The organism is Thiomicrospira pelophila DSM 1534 (assembly GCF_000711195.1).
Classification (GTDB): Bacteria; Pseudomonadota; Gammaproteobacteria; order Thiomicrospirales; family Thiomicrospiraceae; genus Thiomicrospira; species Thiomicrospira pelophila.
The window spans coordinates 1160866-1182690 of record NZ_JOMR01000001.1 but is presented as its reverse complement, the minus strand read 5'-3'; the positions used below and the strand labels follow the sequence as shown (position 1 = coordinate 1182690).

Here is a 21825-nt window from a genome sequence, read left to right as displayed (position 1 = left end):
CGCTAAAAAATCATCACAGATTTGATAAGCGCGATTAACCAAGGGAAATGACAATCGTGGCGGATGAGCCAATCCGCTTTCGCCGACCACCAGGCCTGGTGGCTTGAAAAGAATAATATCAAATTGCGGCTTTTAAGTTTCTGAAGTTGTTACGGAGAGTTAAAAGTCTTCGCAGAAAATACTTTTGCATTTCTTGTTTGTACTATTTCTCATGCAACGGGAGCGCAATTCATTAACTCTTTATCAAATTAATGGGTCGCATCCCCTTTTTGCTTCCTTATTTCAACTCGTGACGGCTGAACGCCCTGCATCACCGGACACAAAAAGCATAGCGAAGAAAGAGCGGCACTTTTTGTGGTCGAGTGAATGCGCTTGTTAGGCATTTTTTCCCACTGCCATCAATACTTTCATATCATTCATGGTAAAAGGCTCATCCATAAAATGTAATTTTAAACCTGCGCTATTGTATGCTTCTATTACTCTATCTTTGCTAAGTCCAAAATCTCCATCATCTATTTCTGCTAGCCAATCCCATTGAACGAAAGTACCATTGGGCTTCAATATGGACTTAATAAGCGACAATGTATCCTCAAAGCAAGGTAGAAATGCACATACAGACGAAGCTACTACAACATCAAATTTATTGGAAAACAGATCGCCTTCATTAACTAGACTTTCTGTTAACTCATCAGTTAATGCCACGACATTAACCAGCTTCTTTTGATTCAAAATCGAGATCATTTTATTGGAAGTATCTAAGGCAACAATTTCTTTGGCGAGTGGCGATATTCTCTCGGTAAGAAGGCCTGTTCCACAACCAAAATCTAAAACCCTAAGGCCTTTAATATCTACCACTTTAGAAAGACTATCAAAAGCTTTTGCCGAATATGAGATTACATCAGAATTGCTATCCCATCCTTCAGCGTACTCATCCCACTCTTTACTCATAATTCAAACTCTACTAATACCTAACGAATGTAACTCTGAGATAGGGTTTATATACCTCTTAGTTATATGGTGCTAGCTCAATCAGGCCGTTCCTCGAACTTTGGCACCTCTGCTAACCCCTCATCCCAAGCCGCTTTGCTGGATAAAAAAATGTGTGCCGTTGGCAACATATTGACTTCAGTGTCCAAGCACCCTGCCGGAACGACGAGCACATCTGCCATTTGAGCGCTTGGCAATGCTGAACCACACAACTTACAAAAGCTCTTATTATGGCGAGTACCAGGGAGCGTAAAGGAAGTCACCGCATCTGCACCCGATTGCCAGACCAATTTAGCTGAATTTGAGAATAGATTGGCCGCATGAGCTGAGCCTGTATCTTTTTGACAGTACTGACAATGACACAGGTAAAAGCTATCAAACTCACCTTTTACCGAAAATTTCACTGTGCCACACAGACAAGAACCGAAATGATCCGTCATAAAAACCCTTCCATACCCTCTGTTTTAACGCCTTTGAAGTAAACGTAATTCCATAAGCACCAGGCCTGGTGGTGGGCGAAAATCTAATAAAACAATCTGTGGCAGCCTAAAATGAATGCCGATTCTCGATCAATTGTTTCATGGCTTGTGGCATTAAGCCTCGTAGATAGCCACTAATATTAGCTTCATGTCGCTGCCAATAGATACCAAGCAAAATAACACCAAGTCCCATCAATGTCAGCACAAAAGGAAACAACATACTGTCTTTGAATACATCATAAGCTAAGTGCCCAAGGTAGCCAGCCGCGCCCAATCCACCAAACACCGTGAAGACTCTACGTGAAAGAATGGCGCCAATGACAATCATCAGCAGATTGATGCATAAATAGATGAATTTGCTCAGTTCGCTGTCTGAGTTCATAAACGACAAGGCACCCCAAAAGGCGACCACGCCAAACAGGTAAAGCCAATAAGCATAGTCTTTTTGTTGGCGGGTTTGAATATCAACCCAAAAAGCCAATACGAGCATGAAAAGGCCAAATATCAGCGAGACTAACTTTCGAAGCTCAAACGTCAAATCCTCATTGTTAAACAAGAATGGCGTAAGGTCCATGCTCATATACCAAAGCGTCACCGCAACTGGCATCACCAAAAAAGGCAAACGATAACGCCACAACATAAGCGCGCCCACCGCCAGAGTCGCCAGCTCCATAAACATCCAGCGTCCATCAATCAAACGATGTAAATCACGATAAACCTGCCCTTCTTCCCACCAACCTAATGCAACTTGCAACCCATACACCGCCAAGGGCGTTAACACGACAACAAACGAAGCCGTAATGCCGGCTGGAATGGGGAGTTTACTACGGTTTAACAAAAACTCCGTTAACCAAAGCCCCGCGCCAGCATAAGCAAGCGCAATAAAAAACAGTCCCCATCCACCAAAACGCTCCCAACCCAGTGTCATAAACAAACTCATGGCACCAATCGCCGTCAAGCCACCCGCGTAATATAGGATATGAGAAAAACGAAAACTCGGCGTATCCATCCCCCGCTCACTCAAAAAAGCCCAAAGCTTGTCGGCCTGCTGCTGACTTATCAAGCCATCTTCAGCCGCCTCATTAAGTTGACTACGTTTTAAGTCCATGCAAATCCCTTTTCTCAATTCAAAAAGCTTACTTTCTTAACGGATCAAGAAGGTGCTTTAAACCGTTGTGATCTAACTCCTGCATTAGAGCTAATAATTGCCCTAAATGACCAGATGGAAAGCCCTCACGCGCAAACCAATTAAGGTAATTTCCTGGTAAATCAGCAATAATTCGTCCCTTGTATTTGCCATAAGGCATCGTGACGGTAACGAGTTTTTTTAAGTTTTCTGGATTCATAAGTTAACGTTTAGAGATAAGCCTTTATTGAGATTGAGAATGTAAGCCCTGGTTATACAGTTGCAGCTTTCGACAGCGTTTAATGGGAGCATCCCCATTTATCAAAAGCCATGACGGATAGTTTTAATCCGCCCTACGCTTTTTCCAGTTAAGCGCCTGATTTGTAGGCTTTGTTTTCAAAGGTTTAATTTTCTTGACTGGTTTTTGCAACAACAGATTGTTTGGATAGACTAACGTATGCCCTTCATCATCGCGCACATGAATCTGAAACATCCCAATTTCTAACAACTCACCTTTCACTGAGTTAACGCCATCCACAATCTCTATCGAATCCCCGACTCTGGCCGGAAAAGTAAAAAACACGATAACACCGGATGTTACGTTGCTTAAAATCGACCACTGAGCAAATAACGCCACACCCAAAACGGCCAAAACAGATGAGGCCACTAACCACAAGCCACGATAATCCACACCCCAGATCAACGTAACCAAAATAAACAAAACAACTAACATTAACACCTTAAAGTAACGGACTACCTGCTCAACCCGCACTTTTCGTTTGCTGTGCTGTGCCGCCCAAGAGCGAACGCCCTTGGCGACTAACTTAAAGACCATTAAATAGGCAATAAATGCACCTAGCGTAAAGGCCAACTGTGTTACCCAGCGATACTGCTCAAATAAATCCATATATTTAACTCTTAATAGTCACCACCAGGCCTGGTGGTTTGAAAGGAATAATATCAAATTGCGGCTTTTAAGTTTCTGAAGTTGTTACGGAGAGTTAAAAGTCTTAGCAGAAAATACTTTTTACATTTCTTGTTTGAACTCTTTTTCATGCAACGGGAACGCAATTCATTAACGCTTTACCAAATTAATGGGTCGCATCCCTTTTTTGCTTCCGTATTTCAACTCGTGACTGCTGAACACCCTGCATCACCGGACACAAAAAGCATAGCGAAGAAAGAGCGGCGCTTTTTGTGGTCGAGTAAATTCAGGCCTTACCAGAGTGAGTCAATCACTTGAGAGAAAAATATCTCCATTCGATGCTCACTTCTTACTCGGAGATTAAACTCGTTATTGCGTTAGATTTCACGAACTACGAATATTGGAGGGTATACGCGTTCCAGAAACAACTCAAAATCCCTGCCAGCTTTGTTGAACTGCCACTGATGCACGCCGTCTCGGTCCTCTGAAACGCGCTCGTCATGTCGGGGTGAGTCTGGCAACTCTAGGGAGAATGTGACATCCATTTTCCCCTTGGAGCCACCAGCATCCTTGATTTCTATATATACGCCCAAGCGCTGGTTGTGCCACTTGCCAAAGAGACTTAACTCTCGCCGAACTGGCTCAAACGGAGACGGAATGCTTTGAAACTCGGCTTTAAGGCGCCGGTTTTCTTCAGCAATGGCTTCGTATTCTTCTCTCGGGACGTAATCTCGGCTGATTGTTTTGGAAGGAAGGTAATCTTGAAGGATTTCATCTACATCCTCCTTGAGGACATACTCTTTGTGAACCTTGCTCTTTTCGACATATCCAGCCCCGATGACTGAACGATGTACGTAGTCGGCTTGGAGGTCGGCAACGGACACGACAGAATCCGCAGGTACGAGTTCCAAATCAAAGAAGGCTACGACCCAGGCAAGTCCGCTCGCCAGAACTATAAAAGAGTAACCCCCTGCAAAAATACACCCAATTACTCCGACAGGTTTCTTATTTTCGTTATTCAAACAGCACTCTCCTTCTGGTTTAGTAGTCATAACGCCCGCAACAGCGGAGGAGTTAAAAGGGGTCAAAGCCCTTATTATGCATTAATAAGTATTTTCGTGGGCGACCGACCACGGTTTAGTTGTCCGACCTTTCGACCTAAAGTCGATTCGATCTGCTCTTTAAAACGTTCTGACCCAATTGGCGTACCAGAAGATACACCTTTCCTTAAATCCATAAGCAAATCTTCAGCGATCGCTTGTTGGAAAAGCTCAGCACAACACTGACTACGCACCAGCGGGTTTTCACTTAACTTTACAAATTCCGAATGGGGTGTCACCAACAAATTAGGCTGGGCAAGCGCATTTGCATTGTAGCTAGAATAAAGATACGCCTCAGGTGAGCTTACTATCCCTGCTCTAATTGGATTCAATTCAATATATCGCATACATGCAAATAAATAGCGCTCTGAATCAATCAAACTGCTCTTAAAACGTCCTTCCCACAAACTGCCGCTGAAACCATATTTTTTATTAAAATAAGGTACATAATGCCGCCCTACAAACTGCATCAGGTGACTGATAGCATCTTCACCAGGGGCAGACATCAATAAATGTACGTGATTGGTCATCAGAACATAAGCATGTAACGAAACGTCATATTTATCCAACGCCTCGCGAAGCTTGTCCAGGTAAAAATAATAGTCCGAAGATTCAAAGAAAATAGGGTCACGATTGCGCCCACGTTGCACAATATGGTTAGGTACATCAGGTAAGAAGAATCTTGGTTTACGTGGCATAAATAATCCAGGCGTGGTAAAAAGTAAAGTTACTAACAATAAGGGCTCTGACCCCTTTTTTCATTAGCATGCATCAGCGTGGCCCACCCATACCGCGGTCCGGGACTGGGGTCAAATCCGGACCAAGATTCATATGCTCACAATAGTTTGCAAGTCCTTCGCAATGAGTTATCTCACCATCACTACTGACCGCTACAACTGTCGAATAATCTAGGCTCCGCCCGCCCGATCCTTCTTCCGCCTCTCCGAATTTGAAATACAAAAAGTCAGACAAGTAATTATTGAACTTCTTTTGAGCCACACCGCAGCCAAGAGCCTCTTTGGGATCAACTGTTTGGTGCCGAAAATAAGAAAGTGCTTTCAGTTCAATTGGCTGATGGTCACCTCTTTCACCAAAAATTAGCAGGTGGTGGCTATCTTCTTCAGCGAGCGCAGCTTTAGCGCTTTCATACGAATCTAAAGAGGGTTCAGCAAATTTCTGAACCTCATCATCAATGGTCTGTGCATTCCGCTTAAACTCGATCAGCACCCACTTATCGTTGTGTCGAGCCATCAAGTCAGCACCCGCCTCGTAGTTCCCATCCAAGGGAGCCATCAGAGCGTCCCTGTTCATACAGGTAATAACAAACAGGTACTCAACAGTTTTTTCCCACCACATTGACACTCGTACTCCTCACTTTTCTAAGTTAAGCTTTGCTCACCGGTAAATTGCAAGCGCAGCGAGTAATTTATCCGCGTGTAGCAACTTGTTATATACCGGTACCGCCAATTCAGTTCGTCTCACTTAGGGCAGCGTCCAAGCTTTCTAAAGCAGAAATCACCTCGTTGACAGTATGCTGATCGAACTCAGGCAAGTCAGTCTCGTCATGTGTACCTTTGTTCAAGTACGACCAATATGCGTTTCTTCCATCTTGACCTAGCACAGAAGTGAGTGCAGACACTATCAGCTCTTTATTAGGTATATTTGACTGAGAACGATTCAGCTTAGTTCTTAGATTTTCAGCTAATGCCCTTAGATCCCATGGCGCTGAAGGAGAACGACGAGAGACACTAATTAGGCTGTCCTCCTTATCACTATGCTTTCCGTAATGAAACCAAGTTTTTTCACATAGGTTCTCTAGCGCTCTTCTTGCCGACATCAACGCGTCGCGATACTCCCCTTGTGCATATAGATTGCGCGCAGCTAATACATAATTTTTGGGTCGCCTTAATGAGTCAACTTGAATATGGTCTTCGCCAGCGCTTGATAGGAAAATATATGACTGAGACGCAAGTGACTGACTCTTACCTAGCAGTTGATGTGTGTTATTAAAGAACTCCTCACCATGCACTGCCAAAATGATCTGACGACCTTTGAAAAAATCATCAACAAATAGCGTTTCCCTTATGGCACGACGATGCTCATCATCAATTGCGTTCACTGGGTCATCAAAAATAAGCACCGGACAACGCTCTTTTACGTTCTTAGCAAGCAATATTGCTAGCCCAAGGCAACGAATATGACCCTCACTCAGAATATGGAGAGCATCAAATGAGGAAGAAGGGTCTTTAAAAAATGCAATGCCCAACCGTTGATTTTGAGATAACGGAAGTTGAACAGAAGCTAATTTATCTGCTTCTGAATCGTAACGATTAAAAGCATTATAAAGTCTCACAACTAGGTCACCTAGGTCAGCAACCAACTGGCTCGGCAATCGATTCTTATATGCATTCAATCTTTCAACAAAGCTCTTATAAGAAGCTGCAATCTCTTGATTTATTTGAACTTTGGCATGCTCAGCATCCACATCAGCTATAAGTTGAGCATTCTCCGTATCAAAACTGGTCATTGCCTGTTGCGCAGCAATAATTGCTTGTCTAGCAGTGTTTCTGCGTGTTTCTAAGACAGTGATTTGCTCTTTAAACCAGCGCAAACGATTTAGCTCAGCTTGCTTGGTTGAACGTTTTTGAGCGTCCTGATCAGTATTTTTGTCGGCTTCCTCGAGATACTTTACCTGAGCTTCCAGGTGCTGCCATGGCGTAAAACCATCCGCTAACTGTTGCTGCAAGGAGTACCACCACCCGATATCGATTTGTGAGCCAGGTGAAATATGGAAATTTCGGATAGCATTGTTTTGTGGCAGAAACGTCAAACAAACATTCAATATTTGCGAGAGATCCAGCAACCATCTACTAACATTTTGTTGAAGCTGTTGTGCTGTTTTCTGAAGCTCTGCCAAGTGTTGCAACTTTTGAAGTTCTTCATTAGCGTTACCGTAAGGGTTTACGGATACCTGGGTGAGCGGCGTTTTACACGCTGGACAATGCTCTGGACTACTCGATTGTAGCTGAACAACTGCGTCGTATAGATTCTTGAATGATACCTCTTGACTTGCATTTTCCAGGTCTTTTTGCTTCAACTCCAGCTCGCTGAGGCCGCTTCTAATGGAGCTACCAAGTGTCTGCAATGCGCTAATTGTTAAGTTAGTTTTACTTGCTTGGGGCTGTTGCAAATCGGTTTCTAGTCGCTGGATTGCTCCTGGATTTTCATCATCACCGTTTAGTTCGAAGTCCAATTGGCTAAAGATTGCTCCGTCTCGGTACTGGCTGGCTAGTGTTTGCTCCTCCACATTTAGCCTTTGTAGCTCTGCATTGTTAGTCGTTATCTGCTGCTGTGAACCAGAAAGTGCCTGCCTTTTTTGCGCTAACTGAGCTGTTTTAACACCAGTAAGATCAATATATTTTGGGTCAAGCTCATAAGTAAAATTGCGTACAAAATCGTTGAAAGAGTCTAAGCCAAATAACGTTGATATAAGCTCAGTTTGCTTGGCGGGCGCCTGAGCGGCAATTCTAGAAAAGTTATCGATACGATTTTTTTCAACGAAACAAAATCTAAATAGTTCCTCATTTTCTTCAATTTCAACCTCAGCGTCTTGCTCGTTTAAGCCCGTAACAACTGGCGTCGCAAAACGATTAACATGTGCGTTTTTCAGGTAATCACCCTGATCTCGAAAACGCTTGCTTTCCGCTTCAGCTACGTTACCCAGAAGGCTATATTCAAGGGCTTCGCAGAAGCTAGATTTGCCAGTTCCATTTGGGCCGTATATAAGGACCAAACGGCTTTCTAAATCAAAAACCTCTTGCCTGGAGAAACCACGAAACGGCCCCACTGCCATACTTTTTATCTGAGTAATGGGAGAAGTTTTCTCGACGCCCTGCTCCGGTGATGACTGAATCTCTGCGCTTAAGGTATCCCAGTTAGCCTGTGCCAAAGCAATCATTCTCTTAACCCGCTGACCTTGATAGGTTCCTAGAGCAGCAAGATCATCAAGATTTGCCAGTACAAGATTCGCTAGCTTACACACTCCCGGAATAACTTCGTTTGAATTAAGAGTTCGCAAAAAGCGTAGATATTCAGACTTAATCATAATGCTTCCTTAGAATTTAGATTCAATCCCTTAACTTTTGGAACCTGTCGTCAAAGGCTTATAATGCTATCCAGTGAATTATAGATACGATCTGTGTATGTCTCCGCGCTGCTCCTATTTTAAGCAACATGGATCGCTAGTCGGTCATATCCTGTTCTGAGAACAAATTTTTGTTGATCACTTACAAGACATCTAATTTTTGCAAGTTTTGGCATATAACGACCTAGCTAATCCGACGAAAACCGCGCAGCGATTTTTTGGGGGAGCACAGTGTTATGTGCATCACCCCCCCAAAAACCACCCTGCAACTGTTAATACTGTAGTTAATAATGCTATAGCCAAACTTAGTTCTGGCGCCCTACGCCTTATAAATCCGTCTTCGTTTGTGATGCGCAAGGTAGCCACGGGCAATAATCTTCCGCTTGAAATAAAAATTAACCATAAGAACAGAACCAATAACAGCCAAGCTGTCGACAATGCTTCGTTTTTGAGTACATCTTCATACCCCAAGGTAGCCAATACTGTCGGTACCAATACCATTGCTAATAGCATGGTGCCTAAAGGCCATTTCACAAACCAGTAATACCAAGTACGATGAGACGAAATGAATGAATAAACTGTTTCTATAGCACCAGCGCACCATGCTTCATTATCAGCTTTGGCAGACACAGTGACCAAAGATCTTATAAATGAGTATGTTCTTATTGACACTACCTTGTCGCCTCGACTAATCCGCACGACAAAGCCATTAACCTTACCCTTTAGTTCCTTATAATTTTTTATTTCTTCAACAGAATCAAACTCCAGGAACTCATTCTTAAGTTTAAAGTCAATACTACAGCGTACGCTATCAGGATTATCAAACAAAGCAACGAGGCGGTCTACCAGAACCCCAAGCTCGACGATATCTAGCTCGAATGCGGGCAAGTTCTTTTCTCTCTCAACTTCTCGTTTCATGAATTTTTTTCCTTTTCACATAACACACCAAGCTGAGTGGCGCAGTATAGTGGCCAAGTTTTTTGGCCACAGATTTGGAATAATTTGACCAATAAATTACCTCAACTTTGCTTGGCACTTTACCGCTATTGATTATCATAATGAAAAAGAAACTTTATGAATAATACACTAAAGGCACCGGCCTGACTAGGTGAAATGCCGTAACATTTGCGCCGTAAGCGGTATATCTATTCTATAGTGAATAGGCATTACGATTGGATACAGCGCTTTGTGCAATTTCTCGGTTTTACAAACTATGCTGCATATCATGAAAACTCGGAGCAGCCGCTAATAGCGTTTGGGTGTAGTGGTGTTGTGGGTTTTCTAGGATGGATTGCACGTCGCCCTGCTCTACGATTCGGCCTTCTGACATCACGGCGACGCGGTGGGCGATGCGTGGGATGATGGATAGATCGTGGGTGATAAATAATAACGATAGGTTGTAGGTTTTTTGTAGGTTGTTTAACAGGTCTAAAACCTGTGCACGCACGGTGACATCTAGCGCGCTGGTGGGTTCATCGCAGATGATTAGTTCTGGCTCTACCGCTAAGGCGCGCGCGATGCCGATACGTTGGCGTTGGCCACCGGAAAACTCATGCGGGTAACGTAGTTTGTGTTCCGGCAATAGCCCTACTTGGCTAAGTAGTTCGGTAATGCGCGCGTCTTGATCGGATTTTTTCTGCGAGCCAACTTTAAGGCTTACCATGCCTTCGCGAATGATTTCGCCAATGGTCATACGCGGGTTTAAGGCCGAATATGGGTCTTGGAAAATGACTTGTATTTTTTGGCGTAAGGGTTTGATTTTATTTTCTTTTAGCTTGGCTAAATCAACATCTTGATAACGAATTTCGCCATCGGTGCTGTCGATTAATCGCAAAATGGCTTGGCCGATGGTGCTTTTGCCACTGCCGGATTCACCCACCAAAGCTAGAGTTTCGCCGCGATTAATCACTAAATCGACGCCATCTACCGCTTTTACATAACCGACGGTACGTTGTAATAAGCCTTTTTTAATCGGGAAATGCACTTTTAAACCACGCAAATCCAACAGCGAATCTTGGCTTGTCGCGGGTTTGTAATCGCGAGTTGGTAACGCATCCGCCAGTAGTTGTTGAGTGTAAGGATGGGTGGGCGCGGTAATAAAGTGTTCACATTCGGCGGTTTCTAGGATTTTGCCTTTTTGCATGACCGCAACTCGGTCCGCCATTTGCGCGACCACACCCATATCGTGGGTGATAAATAAAATCGACAAACCGCGCTCGTCACGCAGCTTTTTCAGCAAAGTGAGTACTTGGGCTTGGATGGTGACATCTAGGGCGGTGGTGGGTTCGTCTGCGATTAATACATCCGGTTCGCAAGCCAAAGCCATCGCAATCATCACACGTTGCTTTTGACCGCCTGATAACTGATGTGGATACCAATCCACCCGATCTGATGCTTCAGGAATGCCGACTTCATTAAACAGCTCGATGGTGCGCAGTTTGGCGTGTTTGGATGACAAGCCTAAATGAACACGTAACACTTCGGATACTTGATCCCCTACTCGCATCACTGGATTAAGCGAGGTCATGGGTTCTTGGAAGATCATCGCGACCGATTTGCCGCGCACTTTTTGCATTTGCGCTTCGGACAAACTTAACAGGGATTTTTGATGCAATTGAATTTCGCCAGCAGCAATATTTAACGCCTCTGGCAATAAACGCATAATCGCCAGTGAGGTTAAAGATTTACCACTGCCCGACTCACCCACCAGCGCAAAAATCTCACCCGGCTGAATGCTAAAGCTAATACGGTCAATCAGCGTGTTTTCGCCTACTTTAATCACCAGGTTGTGTATGTCTAAAACGGGCTTATTCACTTTGCATTCCTATTTAAAATTGATTGTCTCGTGCCTTGCAAGCGCTTAATTATTTTTGGGGTCTAGTACGCGTTGAACTCGATCTGAGAACAGATTGGCGGCCAGTACCAGAATAAACATAAAGATAAACGCACTTAGTAGCGACCACCATACCATGGGTTCGCGTGCCATTTCTAAGCGGGCTTGGTTAATCATATTACCCCAGCTGTACATAGTTGGATCGACACCGACACCGACATATGAAAGTACGGCTTCCGCTAACACTAAGGCGCTAAAGTCCAACACCACCGCGATCAATACGATATGCATGACGTTAGGCAGAATATGGCGGCCGATAATTTTAAAACGGCTTACGCCAAATGCGCGGGCGGCGGTGACGTATTCGACTTGGCTGATTTTTAGGGTTTCGGCGCGCAATAAACGACACAGCCCTGTCCAGCTGGTGAGACCTAGAATCAGCACCAATACGAGCAGACGAATATCAGCACGTTCGGTGGCGGTTTCAAACCAGTGCGGGTTGTTCATAATCATGGTTTGCATGACTAGCACGGCGGCGGCGATTAATAAAATGCCGGGGATTGAGTTCAACGTGGTGTAGAGATATTGAATGACATCATCAATCCAACCACGGAACAAACCGGCGCTGATACCTAAAATCAGTGCCAAAGGTAACATCACCAAGGTGGTTAAAACGCCAATCAATACGCCGGTTCTGACACTTTTAAAGCTTTGATAAAGCACATCGCCACCCACTTTATCGGTGCCGAGCACATGATAATAATGCCCTAAATGATAAAGCCAAGCTAACACAATTAAACCGATACTAAAGGTTAAATACGCGGTGCGCCATGGCAGATCGGTTTTACCTTTAAGCACCAGGCCTGCTTGTTGCCGCCAACGGACGTTTGTTGCGCGCGCGCGCCAGTAAAGATGCAGGCTAATGAATAACAGGCTTAATAACCCAGCCACAAATATCGCCCAGAGGGATTTAAGCAGAATATCTTGGTTTCGATCCTCCGCCGCTACTAAATGCGAGCCAGCATGGGTTAAATCGAGCGCGACTTGTTTGATTTGGCCGTCGTCGGTTTTAACAATGGAGCTACTGTGTTCTTTTAAAGCAAAAGGCGCGGAATAAGTGCGCTCTACTTTGCCGCGAATTTCACCAAACACCCAATCCAAAACACTCAGGGTTTGACCTTGATATTGGACTTTTTCACCCACGGGTTGATCGGGCAAGGCTAATCTAAAATGCAATGAATCCAGCAATGCGATGGAAACGTACATTAATAAGACAATCGCCGAGGTCATCGCGATTTTAGAGCGGAAAATTGCGATCCATTGGGCTTTAACCTGCGGCGAACGCGAGATTGTCCAGCCCCACAAACCTAGCGACACCACCAAGAGCCAAATCATGATGTCTGTCCATAACCATACCCACATCATGATAAACGCACCCTTGGATCAAAAATTGTGTAGGAAATATCGGTCAAAATCAGGCCAATGATATAAAGCACTGCGCCAAAAAACACCATGGCTTTTACAATCGCAAAGTCTTGGGCGTTGATGGCATCAATTGTATAGCTACCCAAACCGGGAATACCAAAGAAGGATTCCATAATTAAACTGCCCATAAACAGGCTGGGAATGACGACCACCACCCCGGTTAAAATCGGCAACATGCCATTGGGTAAAACGTGTTTAAACAAGACTTTGATTTCCGACAGGCCTTTGGCGCGCGCGGTGCGTACGTAATCGCGGTTGATTTCTTCGAGAAAAATACTGCGATACCAACGTGTGCCTGCGCCTAATCCGGCAAATACACCGATCAGCACCGGTAATATGACAAATTTGACGCCCGCCCAGCCGGATTCATAGCCGGAGATCGGCACCCAGTGGAGGATTTTGCTAAATAACACTTGGCCGGCAATGATATAAAACAGCCCAGAAATCGACATAATCATCACCGCAATCACCATCGCGGATGTATCTAACGCAGTGCCTCGGAATAGCACAATCAATAAGGCCAAGGTTATGGTCGTGATCAGGCCAATCGCAAAGGTGGGCAAGGCGATCTGCAAGCTTGGCCACATTCGCTCTAAAATATCCGCGCCAATGTCGCGCCCCGAATCCGAGCGGCCGAAATCAAACACAAATAATTTAAGCGATTCTTCAACAAATAATGTATTGGTGAACTTCACCAGGCCTGGTGCTTCGTTATTAAAGAACAAAGGTTTGTCGTAGCCGCGTTCGGCTTTCCAAGTTTCAATCATCGCGGGCGTGGTTTGTTTGGCGCCCAGTTGCGCGCGCGCCATATCATCTGGACTATTGACCATAAAAAACAGCACAAACGTAATCAAGTTTACGCCAATTAAAATCGGAATCGCATATAACAAACGCCGTGCAATATAAGCCATCATGAGGCGGTATCTCCTGTCATTACACGCTGTTGTTGGCGTTGGCGATAAGCCCACACCGCCCAAATAATCAGTAATAAGGTCGCGCCCGCGATTAACCACAGCGGCCAAACTATCGGTTGATTCCATTGAGCTTGTTGTTGCGCACGTTGCTCGGCATCAATCGCGAGATATTTGACTGTATTGTTGGCCAAACTGTTTGGCCAGACGTTTTTATACCAGCTGTGATACAAGCTGAGCGAGCGTGGGTGCAAACCCCAAATCCAAGGCGCATCTTGACGTGCAATACTTAACATTTCTTGCAGTTTTTCCATGCGCTCTGGCGTGTTTTCCATGGTACGAATTTGCTCAAATAAGCGGTCAAATTCTGGGTTGGCGTAATTGGACGAGTTAATCCCTGCTCCATTCGTTGCGACTGAGCTATTTGGGCCATATAACAAGAATAAGAAGTTTTCTGGATCTGGATAATCCGCATTCCACCCCCAGAAGAAGATCTGCGCATCGCCTTTACGCACCTTGTCCTGAAAGCGGTTGTAATCGGTCGAACGAATCATCAGTTCTATGCCGAGCTGTTCAAATTGTTTGCGCATCCAATCCATACGGCTGCGATCATCTGGGCCAGTGGCGACGGCATCATAATGCAATTGTAATCGGCGCCCCGTTTCAAGGTTTCGGCCTTCCGGATAACCGGCTTCTGCCAAGAGTTGACGGGCGGTTTCAAGCGATTTACGTTGTGCCTCACCTTCATGCCACTCGTGCACATAAGGATTGATGCCGGCTTGCCCTTCTAAATGACCAAAAATGCCGGGCGGTATGGGGCCTTGTGCCGCTAAACCGCGTTCGTTCATAAAGATCGAAATAAACTCTTCATAGTTCACCGCAATACTAATGGCTTGACGCAGTTTTTGCGCTTTTTCATCGTAACCGCCGACCACCTCATCGAGCATATTAAACGCCAGATAAAAAATGGTTGGCTGTACGCTGGAGCGCATTTGAATGCCTTTGGTTTTCATATCGCCGGTCAAGTCTAAATCGCCATTCACCGATACTTGCACCGCTTGGTCAAAGCTATCTGAGCTCACGCCCGAGGCATCGTAATATCCTTGTAAAAACTTATTCCAATAAGGCACGCTTTCCTTTTCGAGTGTGTAGATCACTTCGTCTATCATCGGTAAGCGTTTACCGGCATCGGCTAACAAGCTTGCTGGCATAGTGTCGGCTAGGCCTTCGCTTGGGTAAAACTGAGCTTGGTATTGCGGGTGTTTTTGCAAACGCATGCGGCTATTCGGGTTGTTTTCCACCAAACGATAAGGCCCAGTGCCAACCGGAAAGGTATCAAAACTGATATTCAAGTCCACCAGGCCTGGTTGTGCGTAAAACTGCATGACTTCCCAAGGCACAGGCGCAAAAAAGTTCATGCTCAGCCAATACATAAACTGGGGGTAGATGCCATGTAAACGAATACGCAGTTCGTGGTCATTGACAACGTTTACGCCATCAATTTGATGGGATCTTAAATCAAAAAACTCGTGATTATCGGCTTTAGAACGTAGTTCGCTGATCTGTTCCGAAAAGGCCTTCAAACCAACAATGTGTTCATTCATGCTGTCCAAAATGGGCGAATGGTTTTGACGCACCGCCATGCGTTTAATCGCATAAGCATAATCGTCCGCCACCAGTTCACGACTGGCTTGGTCTTTAAGCTCAAATGGCGATTTTAGTCCGCTTAAGTCCTTTGCCGATAAAGTTGCGTAGCGCAAATCGCCCTGTTCATCTTTGACAAAAGCCGGATGGGGTTGATATTGAATACCGGGTTTAATGCTTAAAATGACTTCCGAATAAGTCATATCCTTAGCTGTGGCTGACACCAGTTCGCCTTGTTGGTTTAAATAACGCACCTCTGGCATTTTGCTGAGTGTGAGCGGCTCTAGCGTATAAGGACGTTTTAAATAGTGATATTGCAGTGGCGGTTCTAAAATTTGTGCGTTGATCGCCCATTCGTTTGAGCTATAGGAACGAACCGGATCGAGATGTTTGGGCGGTGCGGAAAAAGCACTAAATAAAGTGTTAGAGGACACTTGCTGGGCGGTATAAGGCGTGTTCCATTGATCCGAACAGGCCGTTAGTGCTAAAGCCGTCAGGCTTAATAAAACAAATCGTGCGCCTTCAAACAGCATTTTTATCTTCGATTTTAATTTCACGTTATAATGGCGCCACTGTTTTATTTAGAATTGAATTATAGTTACGGAGTAAATTATGGGATTCTTAACGGGCAAACGTGCCTTAATCGTAGGCGTCGCCAACAACAAATCCATCGCTTATGGTATTGCAAAACAAATGCATGAGCAAGGCGCAGAGATCGCCCTAACCTACCAAACTGAAAAATTGAAGAGTCGTGTAGAAGGTGTGGCCGAAGAATTAGGTTCAAAAATCGTTTTACCTTTGGATGTGGCTGACGACGCACAAATTGAAAACGTATTTAGCGAATTGAAGAAACAATGGCCTGAAGGCTTGGATATTTTGGTTCACTCAGTGGCCTTTGCACCACGTGAAGAATTAGAAGGCCGCATGATTGATGCGTCTACCCGTGAAGGTTTCAAAACCGCGCATGACATCAGTGCTTATAGCTTAACTGCTTTAACTAAAGCCGGTTTTGAAATGCTAAAAGCACGCAAAGGTTCTGTGATGACCTTGTCTTATTTGGGCGCTGAACGTGCCGTACCTAACTATAACGTAATGGGTATTGCGAAAGCTTCTTTAGAAGCGACCGTACGTTATTTGGCCGCTGACTTAGGTCAAGACGGTATCCGTGTAAACGCAGTTTCAGCAGGTCCAATCCGTACTTTGGCGGCATCTGGTATTAAAGACTTCCGCTCTATGCTAGACAAAGCGGCACAAGCGACGCCTTTACGTCGTAACGTCACAATCGAAGAAGTCGGCAACACTTGCGCCTTCTTATGTTCTGACCTAGCGTCAGGCGTGACCGGCGAAATTACTTATGTAGACGGTGGTTACAACATCACCGCTTCAACCTAAGTTTTTCCGCATGTCATCCTGAGTGAAACGAAGGATCTTGTAGCCGAGCAACTCGGTGGGAGATGTTTCGCTTCACTCAACATGACAACGCACTTTTAACCCTGATTAAACAGTTTTTTGGTGTCGTAAGAAATCAGATAATTTTCAAATACCCGCTTGATATAGTATTTAGCCAGTTCTTTGGCTTGATTCACTAACTCGGGCGCCACATCAAATAAAGCCGGTTCTTGCCATTTAGGGCTTGGTAGTTCACCATTTTTAGGCATCAATCGCATCGGCAACATGTCGTAAATAGGCGCGAGTCCTTTTAGCTCAAAGTCTTCAAAGTAGAATGAAATATTCGCCAAATGTCGATCGTTATTACCTATATAGGCGCCAAAGGCATACAGCAAATGGATGGTGTTTTTTTCGTCTTCATTAATCACACCCTGCTGAAACAACGCATCCGCCGTTAAGGGCCAGTTTTGGGTCTCGCCGATGTAATGATCGGCCAAGGCTTTTAATGAAATCAAACCTCGTCGCCCCTTTTCACCAACGCGATCAAAACGTTTGAGCTGTAGATATAATCGCTCCGCCTGCACTAGTTTCGCTTCCGATACAGCCAGACCCGTCTGACCTAAGGTTTGTAAAGCTAAAAACTCACACACCAATAAGTCTTTATAACGAATAGCGAGGGGGTCATGCGCATCAAGCTTAGGCGTGTATTTGACCAATAAATGATCCGTGCCGTTATAGCAAGTAAACTTGGGTTGTTTGCCAACAACCCAACCGCCACGATTTACGCCGCTAGCCAATTCCTTAACAACCTTCGTATAATCGGCCTCTTTCACAATCGGCATTTCTGTATGTAACCAGGTTTCAACGGTATGACGTCCGAACATTAAATTGCCGCTTAAGTCAGTGCCGTAATGGGTTAAAAAATACACGAAATCTTGATGCGACCAATGTAATGAGTTCATGGTAACGCGACTATCTAAACGATGAATTTGCTCCAAACCAATTTCGGCCAAAAAACCGCTTGGTATTAAATCCATCATAAAATGCGGTAACTTTGTAAAAGCTTGAGTTTTGTTATTTTGGCTGAACGCCACCAAGCATCGTTGATTTGGCTGTCGATAAAAATAAGCCACTTTTTCAGCTTTACCTTGTGGGTTAATTTGAAAAATCGGCTCAGCCGAATCTTCAATCCAAGCAAAACGTGTGGCGCGACCCGCCCCTATTTTTTTAACCGGTAACTCAGCTAAGCTTCGACTCACCGTGGGCTGACTCAAGCCAGTTTTGTTTGCGATTTGCACGCTACTTAAGTTGTCCAATGCCAAGGCTTTCTGAATTTTAATGCGATTATCTTTCATACCTAAAGGCTTATCCGATACTTGAAAAATGAATAGATTAGTGAATAGTTTTAAAATAACATAATTTATTAAAAAATAACAAGTTAAAATAAATTATTATTGTTTTAATACAAGTTTATGAATAGTTTATAAGAGCGGTTTTTAAGCTGGGTTTTCAACTAAGAATTGCTGGATTAAAGCCAGTTTTCGCGGACGTGAAAGTTGTTTGATTTGGTATTCGTGCTGTGATGCTTGGGATCGATTAGGATGCGGCCAAAAAGCTTTAATTTCGACGGGACGACGTGTGGCGGTATACTTGGCTCCACCGACTAATTCGCCATTATGTTGCTTAAGACGGCGCGCCAAATTATTGGTCACGCCACAGTAAAGTGATTCATCCGAGCAACACACCAGATAGGTATACCAGGCCTGGTGCTTGGATTCTGTTGGTTCATCAGACGTCCGGCTTGCGTTAGAAATACAACGAGCCGTTTTGGAATCCGTCATGTCTTAATTTACAGCTTAATTAACTCAAAGCCTTGTGAGCTGAGTAATTCTGAATGACTGGACTGAGTGACCACGGCACGTGTATAAGGCGTGGTTAAATAACGCTGCGCGACTTCACGCAATTGCGCCAATTCAGCATTCAAAACACGCTGGCGATAAGCAAAACGTTTTGCGTGAGTGCGGCCATAAAGCTCTTGATAGAAAGCCTTTTTGGCTTCACCCGCTGGTGAACCAGGTTTATCCATCGCACTCACCACATTTAAAATTGCCTCATCAACTTGCGCTTGGGTTGCATCGGTCATGAGCCAATTTAAAGCGCGCTCAAAATCCGCATAGGTTTCCATTAAACGTGGATCGCGATACGAGAAGAATACAAATGCGCCGGCTTCGGCATCAAAACTCGCGCCGCCACCATAAGCTCCGCCCTTTTCACGAATCGCACTGTGCAGAAAGCCGTTTCGCAAACACGCACTTAAAACCGATAATAAAGGTGCATCTTCATGCCCCCACATAACGGCAGGATAAGCTTGCGCACAGAAATTAACCTGAGTAGACGTCAACCAGGCCTGGTGCTTAACCGGATCAGGCTTAGCTAGGTTTAAAACGCCAGATTGACTATTGACCGGATCGGCCAGTAAATCGGTAAAGCCTGCTTTAGCCGAGTCATAGCCCTGTTCATCCGCTACTAACAAGCCTTGCTTGGGTGCATGCGCAATCTTGTCACGCAATTGCGCCAAGGTTTGTGAAAACTGGCTTAGTTTCTCGTCGTTGGCTAAATCTTTATCCAGTTGTTTGATAAACCGAATACCGGCTAAACCAGAACGTTCAAAACTCCATTTTGCGGCGACTGAGAAGCTTTGCGAAGCCGCACTCATAGCCAAGCTGTGACCCGCGCCAGTAATGCGATGTTCCATAGAAGAACGAATTTGAGCAATCAAGTCTTTTAAACGTTGGGTTTCGCTAAAATCCACTTGATGCAGGGTTTCGGTCATCATTTGGCTTAGGTCGGCTTGGTGACGGTTTAAAGCTTTACCAGCCAGCACAAAATGGCTTTGATACTTGGTTGGATCGCTTAAATCAGCTCGTACCGCAGAACGCGCACTTAAGCCGCCTGTTACCGAGGCTTGCAATGATTGAGTCGCTAAATAATCACGCCCACCACTGCCGACTTCGGTTAAACAGCTATTAAACAACGGCATTAAAGCCTGTTCTTGTTCAGTTAAATCGGGCGTATCCATAATGAGTTGTTGATACACCAAGCCATTCGTACCGCGTTCGTAGCTGGTTAGGTTCGCCTGCTTGTGTTTTGGCTCAATCTTTGGCAGTTCTGGCTCAACATCATCCTTGGTGACTTTCGGCAAAATGTCAGGATCATCTTCCTGCGCTTGACGCACTTCCAACGCTTTGGCTTGATCAATAATCGCTTGTTTTTGTTCGTCAGTTAAACCCACTTGAATTTTAGCGAGTTTAGCTTTTTCAGCCTGCTCACGCTTGGCCGCTAATTCTGAATCAGGTTTTAGGGTTAAACGCACACGATGCGGATTATCCAGCAACCAGCTTTGAATCAAGTTAGGGATAAATTCGGGTTGACGCACTTCAGCTTGCAGCTCTAATAAAATCTTATCGACATCGAGTAACGCGACCGGATCACCTTGATGCAATGCACCCGGCAATGCACCAAGCATGAGCTCCAAACCATAAGGATAACTATCGCCGCCCACTTCACGTTGTGATAGTTCAAGTTGATGCAACATAGCTTCAACATGAGACTGGTCAACCCCTTCCTTAACAATACGTTCTAGCTCATTGATAATTAAGGCTTCAATAGCCTGCGCATGTTCTGGTTCGGTGCCTTGTAAACCAACCACGAACGCCATTTCTTTATTGGAATCTTCGATGCCACAAAGCGGTGATGGCGCGGTTGCCAACTCGGATTGCTCTAGCACATAACGCAATGGTGACGCGCTGTTATCCAACAACACGGACGACAATAAATGGCCTTTTAATACGTCCATTGGGTTTTTATTCAGACCTAATAACCAACCCAGTACAACGTGGGTTTTTTTGCTAGTATCTTCTTCCTCTAACGCATAGGTTTGTTCAATCGCTTTGGGCGTGGTAAAGCGTTGCTCGGTGACGACATAAGTTGGTTCGATTTGATCTTTAAAACGCGCCAACGCCAAGGCTTCAAAATCGGCTTGCAGATCGGCTGGATTTTGGTTGCCATAGGTCATAAACACGGCATTAGACGGATGATAATGCGTGCGATGGAAATCAACCAATTGCTGGTAGGTTAAATCCGGGATCGCTTCAGGATCACCACCACTGTTGTAATGATAAGTCGAGGTTGGATAAAGTTCAGTGGTTAAGGTTTGCCAAAGCGTTGAAATCGGTGAACTCATGGCCCCTTTCATTTCATTGAACACCACGCCTTTGTAGGTTAAAGCTGAGTTGGCATCGTCCATGGTTTCAAACTCAAAACGGTGACCTTCCTGGGCAAAATCAAGCGGATCCAAATTGGGGAAAAACACGGCATCCATATAGACTTGCAGTAAGTTTTGATAATCCTTGTCGTTTTCAGTCGCAAACGGATAGGCTGTCCAGTCACTTGAGGTAAACGCGTTCATAAAGGTGTTGATGGAGCGACGAATCATCATAAAGAATGGATCACGCACCGGAAACCGCTCACTGCTACACAAGGTGGTGTGTTCCAGTATATGCGCCACTCCAGTTGAGTCTTCAGGAACCGTGCGCAACGCTACCATAAATACTTTATGCTCATCATCGGCCGCTAAATGATAGTGCATGGCACCGGTAATTTTATGGCGATAAGTTAGTACATTAACCGACAAACTTTCTATCGCATGTTCACTGATGAATTCGAATGTTGTGTGACTGGGTTGCATAGCCTTCCTTTTGATTATTTCGGCGTGCCTAAAATAAAAAACCGTCTTAACAACG

18 protein-coding genes are annotated in these 21825 nt (G+C 44.7%); 1 reads left to right on the top strand and 17 read right to left on the bottom strand.

Features of this window, described 5'->3' with window-relative positions; translation table 11 throughout:
- Window positions 1-375 precede the first annotated feature (375 nt).
- From N746_RS0105680 to N746_RS0105615, 14 genes are all read right to left on the bottom strand, one after another.
- A complete protein-coding gene (locus N746_RS0105680; protein ID WP_029934704.1) occupies window positions 376-948 on the bottom strand; it encodes a class I SAM-dependent DNA methyltransferase in 573 nt (190 codons plus the stop codon).
- Between the two features lie 77 nt (window positions 949-1025).
- Window positions 1026-1427: a GFA family protein gene (locus tag N746_RS0105675; RefSeq protein WP_029934703.1), complete on the bottom strand. Its 402-nt coding sequence runs from the start codon at window positions 1425-1427 to the stop codon at window positions 1026-1028.
- Between the two features lie 106 nt (window positions 1428-1533).
- Window positions 1534-2574: a DUF2157 domain-containing protein gene (locus N746_RS0105670; protein WP_029934700.1), complete on the bottom strand. Its 1041-nt coding sequence runs from the start codon at window positions 2572-2574 to the stop codon at window positions 1534-1536.
- A gap of 28 nt (window positions 2575-2602) precedes the next feature.
- Complete coding sequence (locus N746_RS0105665) at window positions 2603-2812, bottom strand: DUF3820 family protein (protein WP_029934698.1); 210 nt, start codon at window positions 2810-2812, stop codon at window positions 2603-2605.
- Between the two features lie 123 nt (window positions 2813-2935).
- Window positions 2936-3499, bottom strand: coding sequence for a mechanosensitive ion channel domain-containing protein (locus N746_RS0105660; RefSeq protein WP_051678538.1), 564 nt, complete (start codon window positions 3497-3499; stop codon window positions 2936-2938).
- 395 nt (window positions 3500-3894) lie between these two features.
- Window positions 3895-4539, bottom strand: coding sequence for a hypothetical protein (locus tag N746_RS0105655; RefSeq protein ID WP_029934694.1), 645 nt, complete (start codon window positions 4537-4539; stop codon window positions 3895-3897).
- Window positions 4540-4613: 74 nt separating this feature from the next.
- Window positions 4614-5315, bottom strand: a complete 702-nt coding sequence (locus N746_RS0105650; protein ID WP_029934692.1) for a transposase — start codon at window positions 5313-5315, stop codon at window positions 4614-4616.
- A 73-nt stretch (window positions 5316-5388) separates the two neighbouring features.
- Window positions 5389-5973, bottom strand: a complete 585-nt coding sequence (locus N746_RS0105645) for a hypothetical protein (RefSeq protein WP_029934690.1) — start codon at window positions 5971-5973, stop codon at window positions 5389-5391.
- A gap of 112 nt (window positions 5974-6085) precedes the next feature.
- The gene (locus N746_RS0105640; protein WP_029934688.1) at window positions 6086-8722 is read right to left on the bottom strand and encodes an AAA family ATPase; all 2637 of its coding nucleotides are present in this window, start codon (window positions 8720-8722) and stop codon (window positions 6086-6088) included.
- A gap of 282 nt (window positions 8723-9004) precedes the next feature.
- Window positions 9005-9679, bottom strand: a complete 675-nt coding sequence (locus N746_RS0105635) for a hypothetical protein (RefSeq protein ID WP_029934686.1) — start codon at window positions 9677-9679, stop codon at window positions 9005-9007.
- A gap of 286 nt (window positions 9680-9965) precedes the next feature.
- Complete coding sequence (locus N746_RS0105630) at window positions 9966-11576, bottom strand: ABC transporter ATP-binding protein (protein WP_029934684.1); 1611 nt, start codon at window positions 11574-11576, stop codon at window positions 9966-9968.
- Window positions 11577-11621: 45 nt separating this feature from the next.
- Window positions 11622-13019, bottom strand: coding sequence for an ABC transporter permease (locus N746_RS0105625; protein WP_029934683.1), 1398 nt, complete (start codon window positions 13017-13019; stop codon window positions 11622-11624).
- Window positions 13016-13993 carry an ABC transporter permease gene (locus N746_RS0105620; protein ID WP_029934681.1) on the bottom strand — a complete coding sequence of 326 codons (978 nt, stop codon included), beginning with the start codon at window positions 13991-13993 and terminating at the stop codon, window positions 13016-13018. Before N746_RS0105620 ends, N746_RS0105625 begins: the two co-directional genes overlap by 4 nt.
- Window positions 13990-16191: an ABC transporter substrate-binding protein gene (locus tag N746_RS0105615; protein ID WP_342662262.1), complete on the bottom strand. Its 2202-nt coding sequence runs from the start codon at window positions 16189-16191 to the stop codon at window positions 13990-13992. Before N746_RS0105615 ends, N746_RS0105620 begins: the two co-directional genes overlap by 4 nt.
- A gap of 55 nt (window positions 16192-16246) precedes the next feature.
- Between N746_RS0105615 and N746_RS0105610 the strand changes: the two genes are divergently transcribed.
- The gene (locus N746_RS0105610) at window positions 16247-17026 is read left to right on the top strand and encodes an enoyl-ACP reductase FabI (protein ID WP_029934677.1); all 780 of its coding nucleotides are present in this window, start codon (window positions 16247-16249) and stop codon (window positions 17024-17026) included.
- Between the two features lie 95 nt (window positions 17027-17121).
- On the opposite strand, the gene N746_RS0105605 is transcribed toward N746_RS0105610, so the two are convergent.
- The 3 genes from N746_RS0105605 to N746_RS0105595 all read right to left on the bottom strand — a co-directional run bounded on the left by N746_RS0105605 (window position 17122) and on the right by N746_RS0105595 (window position 21770).
- The gene (locus N746_RS0105605; RefSeq protein WP_029934676.1) at window positions 17122-18378 is read right to left on the bottom strand and encodes a HipA domain-containing protein; all 1257 of its coding nucleotides are present in this window, start codon (window positions 18376-18378) and stop codon (window positions 17122-17124) included.
- 141 nt (window positions 18379-18519) lie between these two features.
- Window positions 18520-18864 (bottom strand): GIY-YIG nuclease family protein, encoded by a 345-nt coding sequence (locus N746_RS0105600; protein WP_081835988.1) that lies wholly within the window; start codon window positions 18862-18864, stop codon window positions 18520-18522.
- 8 nt (window positions 18865-18872) lie between these two features.
- Window positions 18873-21770 (bottom strand): insulinase family protein, encoded by a 2898-nt coding sequence (locus tag N746_RS0105595; protein ID WP_029934672.1) that lies wholly within the window; start codon window positions 21768-21770, stop codon window positions 18873-18875.
- Window positions 21771-21825: the final 55 nt, after the last annotated feature.

Excerpts from the sequence above, each read along its gene's own strand:
- N746_RS0105680 (WP_029934704.1), bottom strand. The coding sequence starts at position 948 with ATGAGTAAAGAGTGGGATGAGTACGCTGAAGGATGGGATAGCAATTCT.
- N746_RS0105675 (WP_029934703.1), bottom strand. The coding sequence starts at position 1,427 with ATGACGGATCATTTCGGTTCTTGTCTGTGTGGCACAGTGAAATTTTCG.
- N746_RS0105670 (WP_029934700.1), bottom strand. The coding sequence starts at position 2,574 with ATGGACTTAAAACGTAGTCAACTTAATGAGGCGGCTGAAGATGGCTTG.
- N746_RS0105665 (WP_029934698.1), bottom strand. The coding sequence starts at position 2,812 with ATGAATCCAGAAAACTTAAAAAAACTCGTTACCGTCACGATGCCTTAT.
- N746_RS0105660 (WP_051678538.1), bottom strand. The coding sequence starts at position 3,499 with ATGGATTTATTTGAGCAGTATCGCTGGGTAACACAGTTGGCCTTTACG.
- N746_RS0105650 (WP_029934692.1), bottom strand. The coding sequence starts at position 5,315 with ATGCCACGTAAACCAAGATTCTTCTTACCTGATGTACCTAACCATATT.
- N746_RS0105645 (WP_029934690.1), bottom strand. The coding sequence starts at position 5,973 with ATGTGGTGGGAAAAAACTGTTGAGTACCTGTTTGTTATTACCTGTATG.
- N746_RS0105640 (WP_029934688.1), bottom strand. The coding sequence starts at position 8,722 with ATGATTAAGTCTGAATATCTACGCTTTTTGCGAACTCTTAATTCAAAC.
- N746_RS0105635 (WP_029934686.1), bottom strand. The coding sequence starts at position 9,679 with ATGAAACGAGAAGTTGAGAGAGAAAAGAACTTGCCCGCATTCGAGCTA.
- N746_RS0105625 (WP_029934683.1), bottom strand. The coding sequence starts at position 13,019 with ATGATGTGGGTATGGTTATGGACAGACATCATGATTTGGCTCTTGGTG.
- N746_RS0105620 (WP_029934681.1), bottom strand. The coding sequence starts at position 13,993 with ATGATGGCTTATATTGCACGGCGTTTGTTATATGCGATTCCGATTTTA.
- N746_RS0105610 (WP_029934677.1), top strand. The coding sequence starts at position 16,247 with ATGGGATTCTTAACGGGCAAACGTGCCTTAATCGTAGGCGTCGCCAAC.
- N746_RS0105605 (WP_029934676.1), bottom strand. The coding sequence starts at position 18,378 with ATGAAAGATAATCGCATTAAAATTCAGAAAGCCTTGGCATTGGACAAC.
- N746_RS0105600 (WP_081835988.1), bottom strand. The coding sequence starts at position 18,864 with ATGACGGATTCCAAAACGGCTCGTTGTATTTCTAACGCAAGCCGGACG.
- N746_RS0105595 (WP_029934672.1), bottom strand. The coding sequence starts at position 21,770 with ATGCAACCCAGTCACACAACATTCGAATTCATCAGTGAACATGCGATA.